Annotated in this window: 2 pseudogenes; both read right to left on the bottom strand. The window is 66.0% G+C overall.

Features of this window, described 5'->3' with window-relative positions:
* Positions 1-183, bottom strand: a pseudogene (locus KH616_RS25260) (hypothetical protein); the annotation flags it as partial.
* A gap of 310 nt (positions 184-493) precedes the next feature.
* Positions 494-1,160, bottom strand: a pseudogene (locus KH616_RS25255) (tRNA 2-selenouridine(34) synthase MnmH); the annotation flags it as partial.

The raw sequence follows: 1,160 nt of genomic DNA, 5'->3' as shown, positions 1-1,160 counted from the left end.
GATCCGGTCGCCCTGCGGAATGTCGACGCTGGCTTCGACGCCGATCGTCGCGGAGGCTTCGACGATCATCGCGCCGAGCGCGGTCAGCACGGCGGTCGCGCGCGCCGAGTTGGCCTGACGAATTGCGAGATCGCCGCGCGTCAGCGCCTTTTCGAGTCGCGGATGAATCTTGGCTTGGGTCATGCGTTTTCCTGATTGCTTCTGGGGAATGGCGCCGCGCGCGAGGCGGCGACGCCGGGTAAATAGGAGGATCGACTGCGCCGGCCTGCTCGCCCGAATCCGACGCCGAGGTCGGAGCCCGAACCCGCTCGCGATGCCGAACGCGACGACAATCGACAACATGCAAGGCCGGAACGAGCGTGCGCGCATCGCGCGGCCGCGACGAACGTCTGGTTGTCGTACGGCAATTTCACACAGCACTGTCCTGCGCCGGCAATCGACAGGCAGGTCACCCAGCCCTGCGCGGACGCGGATTGTTGTTGTGCTGTTGCTGTCATGACTTGTTCGACGGCGAAATGGCGGCCCCGGCGGCGATTTCGGTTGCCGCGGGCAATGCGGGCAAGCCGGCCTGCTCGAGCTGCGTCAGGAGCGCCCGGGCCTGTTCGCGTGCATCGGCCACGTTGGGCCGGAACTGGAACGTCAGCGCGCAATTCAGCTTGCCGTATTGCTCACGGTAGGTTCTCGCATACGCCGGATCGTAATGTCGGTCGATCAGTTCGCCAAACAGGCCGGCGCGCGCATCCGCATCGACCAGTTCGCTCCAGCGTGCGACATCGTCGCGGCTGTGCAGTCCGATCAGCCGCCTGAGCTGCGCCTTGAATGCGTCCGGTGTATCGAACAGATGGCCGTAATCGTCGAGCAGGAACGCGATGCGCTCGTCGCGTGCCGCATCGACCTGAATCCACGGCCCGCCATGAAAGGCCTGCAACAGCGCGAGCGGCAACTGCACGAGCCCGATCTTGCGGCTCTCGGATTCGACGAACACCGGCCATGCCGGGTCGAAGCGCTCGAGCGCTTCGACGAGCCGCGAATCGAATGCCTTCTGCGTCGGCTGCGGGATACCCGGCAACGCGCCGAGCAATGAGCCGCGGTGGCATGCGAGCGCCTCCAGGTCGAGCGTCTGCGCGCCGACATCGTGCAGCGCCTGCAGCAGACGCGTC

The sequence above is a fragment of the Burkholderia sp. genome, from assembly GCF_018375725.1.
In the GTDB taxonomy this organism is placed as follows: domain Bacteria; phylum Pseudomonadota; class Gammaproteobacteria; order Burkholderiales; family Burkholderiaceae; genus Burkholderia.
Note: the sequence above shows the minus strand (reverse complement) of the source record. Positions and strands in the feature narration are given on the sequence as shown.